This window comes from Falsiroseomonas oryziterrae (assembly GCF_021864505.1).
GTDB lineage: Bacteria > Pseudomonadota > Alphaproteobacteria > Acetobacterales > Acetobacteraceae > Falsiroseomonas > Falsiroseomonas oryziterrae.
This window is the reverse complement of sequence record NZ_JAKJIB010000342.1, coordinates 1-4,275: the sequence shown is the minus strand read 5'-3', so window position 1 is coordinate 4,275 and position 4,275 is coordinate 1. Positions and strand designations below refer to the sequence as shown.

At 73.8% G+C, this 4,275-nt stretch carries 6 protein-coding genes; 3 read left to right on the top strand and 3 right to left on the bottom strand.

From position 1 onward, the window contains the following. Positions 1–102 precede the first annotated feature (102 nt). The 3 genes from L2I40_RS19695 to L2I40_RS19685 form a co-directional block, all read right to left on the bottom strand. On the bottom strand, positions 103–357 hold the full coding sequence (locus L2I40_RS19695; protein ID WP_237216886.1) for a hypothetical protein: 255 nt from the start codon (positions 355–357) through the stop codon (positions 103–105). A gap of 68 nt (positions 358–425) precedes the next feature. After that, on the bottom strand, positions 426–1,028 hold the full coding sequence (locus L2I40_RS19690) for a CoA pyrophosphatase (RefSeq protein ID WP_237216885.1): 603 nt from the start codon (positions 1,026–1,028) through the stop codon (positions 426–428). Next, positions 1,025–1,630, bottom strand: a complete 606-nt coding sequence (locus L2I40_RS19685) for a DUF1285 domain-containing protein (RefSeq protein WP_237216884.1) — start codon at positions 1,628–1,630, stop codon at positions 1,025–1,027. The genes L2I40_RS19690 and L2I40_RS19685 overlap by 4 nt, the downstream gene beginning before the upstream one ends. 181 nt (positions 1,631–1,811) lie before the next feature. On the opposite strand from L2I40_RS19685, the gene L2I40_RS19680 reads away from it, so the two are divergent. The 3 genes from L2I40_RS19680 to L2I40_RS19670 form a co-directional block, all read left to right on the top strand. Further along, the gene (locus tag L2I40_RS19680; RefSeq protein ID WP_237216883.1) at positions 1,812–2,816 is read left to right on the top strand and encodes an AAA family ATPase; all 1,005 of its coding nucleotides are present in this window, start codon (positions 1,812–1,814) and stop codon (positions 2,814–2,816) included. After that, positions 2,809–3,672, top strand: coding sequence for a DUF58 domain-containing protein (locus tag L2I40_RS19675; protein WP_237216882.1), 864 nt, complete (start codon positions 2,809–2,811; stop codon positions 3,670–3,672). Before L2I40_RS19680 ends, L2I40_RS19675 begins: the two co-directional genes overlap by 8 nt. A gap of 223 nt (positions 3,673–3,895) precedes the next feature. Continuing rightward, positions 3,896–4,275: BatA domain-containing protein (locus L2I40_RS19670; RefSeq protein ID WP_237216881.1), on the top strand; the 380-nt coding region annotated here is incomplete at its 3' end.

Below are 4,275 nucleotides of genomic sequence, written 5' to 3'. Positions count from 1 at the left end.
CGCCGACGACGCGCGATCCCGGAAGCGCGGCGAGCACCGCCGCCGGCGCAGGCTCCGACAGGAAGGCGGGCGGGGCGATGGCGCCGTGCGGCGCGTCCCGGCTCACCGCCGCGGCTCGCCGTGCCCCTGCTGCACGCGGCCGTCCGGCCCGAGCACCGCCGGCACGTAGTTTTCGCCCCGCTCGAAGCTGCGCGACAGGCCGAACCACACGGCGGCGCCGAGCATCAGCCCGACGCCGAGCAGCAGCGACAGCACCACGCCGGAGGATGGCTCGCCCGAACGCGGCCCGTAGCGCCGCCAGGCGAGGTAGAGCGCGAAGGGGGTGAGGGTCAGGAGGACGGCGACGACAGCGGCCATGATTCGCAAGATATAGGGGTATGGCGCGGCCGCGCAGCCCAACGGGGCCAGCGATTCACGCCCACGGGCTACCCGCGGAGGATCCGCGACAGCGTCAGCAGCATCTTCGCCGTCGCGCCCCAGATCAGGTGCGTCTCGTGCGGCCAGACCCAGTAGTCGCGCATCCGCCCTCGCCACTCCGTGCTGCGCCGCTGCGGCGCGGCGGGGTCGAGCAGGGTGGCGAGCGGCATCTCGAAGATCTCCGCCACCTCGCCCGGATCGGGGGTGAGCGTCAGCGGCGGGTCGAGGAAGGCGACGACGGGCGTGACGCGGAAGCCCGTGCCGGTCAGGTGTTCCGGCAGGTGGCCGGCGACCGCGGGCAGGCGCGGATCGAGGCCGACTTCCTCCGCCGCTTCGCGCAGCGCCGCAGCCTGCGCCGTCTCCCCGGGCTCGAGCCGGCCGCCCGGGAAGGCGACCTGCCCGGCATGCTTGGACAGGCCCGCGGCGCGCAGCGTCAGGAGAATGGAAGGCGCGTGGTCATGCCAGATGATCGGCACCAGCACCGCCGCGTCGCGCAGCCGGCCTTCGGTGGCGAGCCAGGCGGCCTCCTCCGAGGCGTCGGGCGTCGCGCGCGCCAGCAGGTCGGGGTCGCCCAGACGGGCCGCGATCTCCGTGCGGGAGGGCGGTGTCACTCCGCCGCGCGCCGCTGGGTGAGCCCCTCGGGCGCCTCGTCGATCGGGAAGAAGATGCCCTCCGACCACACGCCGAGCACATCCCGCCCGTCCACCGTCTCGGGCTGCGCCAGGGCCACCAGTTCGTAGAACACCGCGCGGTTGATCCGCGCCTCGAGGCCCGGGCGGACCAGGATGTAGGGGCGCGGCTCGCGCGACTTCGGGTCCACCAGGACGCGGATCGGATGCTCGGCGTCCGCCGTCACCATCTCATCGAGGTTGGTGCGGAAGGTCAGGCATTGCCTGGGCTTGGGGTTCGGCACGAAGGGGTCGGCGCAGTCGCGCCAGAACATCTCCACCGCCACGAACGGGGCGTCCTCCACCTCGATGCGGCCGCGCTCCACCGGGGTCTCGAGCACATAGGACCCGTCCGGCTCGCGCTTCAGCACCGAGGCAAAGAGGCAGACCAGCTCCTTCCGGCCGATGGGGCTGCCCCGGTAGAACCAGGTCCCGTCCTTCGCGATGCGCATGGCCAGGTCGCCGCAGTCGTGGCGCGACCGGGGTGGCGCGCCCTTGGCCGGCGCCTGCCCCGCTCCCTGCGGCTTCGCCGCGTCGTTCCTCATGCCGCGTCTCGCACCCGTGAAGCAGCCTGCGCGCACACCCGATCCACTCTCCAACCCCTCGGCGCCCGGCCCATCCGCACCCGACCCATGTTCCCGCCTGTAACCGCTCTGGCGGGCGGGATGGGCAGCGTGGATACTCGGACCATATGCACGCGAGCCGGATATAGGGAGCCTGCCCCGCATGGTTGAAGTGGCCGACCCCACGGAAGCACGCGCCCTGGTCGCGGAAGCCGAGGCGCTGGCGGAACGGCTCGCCCGCGTCCGACAGGCGGTGGGCCGGGTGATCTTCGGCCAGGACCAGGTGGTGGAGCGCACCCTCATCACCCTGCTCTCGGGCGGCCATGTGCTGCTGGTGGGCGTGCCGGGCCTCGGCAAGACCAAGCTCGTGGACACGCTCGGCACCGTGCTCGGGCTGGACGCCAAGCGGGTGCAGTTCACGCCGGACCTGATGCCCTCCGACATCCTCGGCTCCGAGGTGCTGGAGGAGGACGCCCACGGCAAGCGCCACTTCCGCTTCATCAAGGGCCCGATCTTCTGCCAGCTGCTGATGGCCGACGAGATCAACCGCGCGAGCCCGCGCACCCAGTCGGCGCTGCTGCAGGCCATGCAGGAGCATCGCGTGGCGATCGCCGGCGAGGTCCACCAGCTCCCCCTGCCCTTCCACGTGCTCGCCACGCAGAACCCGATCGAGCAGGAAGGCACCTACCCGCTGCCCGAGGCGCAGCTCGACCGCTTCCTGCTCGAGATCGACGTCTCCTACCCCGACCTCGCGGCGGAACGCGCCATGCTGCTGGCCACGACGGGCGCGTCGGAGGCGAAGCCGGTCCAGGCGATGACGGGGATCGAGCTGATGGCCGCGCAGCAGCTGATCCGCCGCCTGCCGGTCGGCGAGGGCGTGGTGGATGCCATCCTCCGCCTGGTGCGCGGCGCGCGCCCCGAGACGACCGAGATCGAGGATGTGCGCCGCCACCTGGCCTACGGCCCGGGGCCGCGCGCGGCGCAGGCGCTGATGCTGGCGACGCGCGCGCGCGCCGTGCTCGACGGCCGGCTCTCGCCCTCCGTCGAGGACGTGCTCGCGCTGGCGGAGCCGGTGCTGCGCCACCGCATGGCGCTGAACTTCGCCGCGCGCGCCGACGGCGTGCACCTGTCGGAGGTCCTCGATCGGCTGAAGGCGCAGCTTGGTTAAGGGGCAGGCCGCCCTCACCGTCCCCTGGGCGGAGCAGCTCGGCGCCGCGCTGCCGCCGCTGCTGGTCGAGGCGGAGCGCGTCGCCGCGACGGTGATGCCCGGGCTGCACGGGCGCCGGCGCGCCGGGCCGGGCGAGGCCTTCTGGCAGTTCCGCGCCTATGTCCCGGGCGACCAGGCCAACCGCATCGACTGGCGCCAATCCGGCAAGTCGGACCGGCTCTTCATCCGCGAGACGGAATGGGAAGCGGCGCAGACGGTGGCGCTCTGGATCGCCTCGGGGCCGGGGATGGAGTGGCGCAGCTCGAAGGAGGTGCCGACCAAGACGCTTCGCGCGCAGGTCCTGCTGCTGGCCCTCGCCTCGCTGCTGCTGCGCGGCGGCGAGCGGGTGCGGCTCTTCGGCCTGCCGCGCCCCTTCGCCGGCCGCCCCGCGCTGCCGGCAATCGCCGACAGCCTGGCGCAGATGGCGCCGCGGCCGGAGGACCATCGGCTTGCCCGCCACGCCCGCGCCGTGCTGTTCGGCGACTTCTGGGAGCCGCTCGAGACCACCCGCGCCGCCATCTCGGCACTCGCCGCGCAGGGTGTGCGCGGGCACGTGCTGCAGGTGCTCGACCCAGCAGAGGAGACGCTGCCCTATGCCGGGCGCGTGCGCTTCGAAGGCGTGGGCGCGGAGATTGCACCCGCGCTGGTGCCGCGCGTCGAGGCGGTGCGGGAGGTCTATGCCGAGCGCGTGCAGCGCCACCGCGCCGCGCTGGCGGCGCTCGCGCAATCCGCGGGCTGGAGCTTCGCGACGCACCGCACCGACCAGCCGCCCGAGACGGCGCTGCTCGCTCTCCATCAAGTGCTGGCGCCGGCATGATGCGCGGGCGCAGGATGGCACTGAACGCCACACGAGGTGTGTTGGACATGGCGGATCGCATAGCGATCCGAGCGGCCGAATGGGCACCCATCCGCGTTGCAAAGCAACGCGGATGGGACCCAGGGCCGCCGCGCCCAGACCGAGCCTCCCGCCAGGCGCACCAGCGCGTGGCGCGCAAGCCAAGCGCGCGGAGCGCGCGCCCGGCGTCTGAGGGCACATAAGCGTGCTCACCCTCGGCCCCATCGCCTTCGCGGCACCCTGGCTTCTCGTCGCGCTGCCGGCGCTGCCGGTGCTGTGGTGGCTCCTGCGCGTCACGCCGCCGGCGCCGAAGCGGCAGGACTTCCCGGCCATCGCGCTGCTGCGCGACCTGCCCGCGCCGGAGGAGACGCCGGCGCGCACGCCCTGGTGGCTGCTCGCGCTGCGACTGCTCGCCGCCGCACTGATCATCCTGGGTCTCGCGCGTCCGGTCTGGGGACCGTCCGGGTCGGGCGGCGGCGACGGGCCGCTGCTGATCGTGATGGATGACGGCTGGGCCTCCGCCGCCGACTGGCCGGACCGCGTCGCTGCCGCCGAGGCCGCGCTGACCGCGGCCGCGCGCGACGG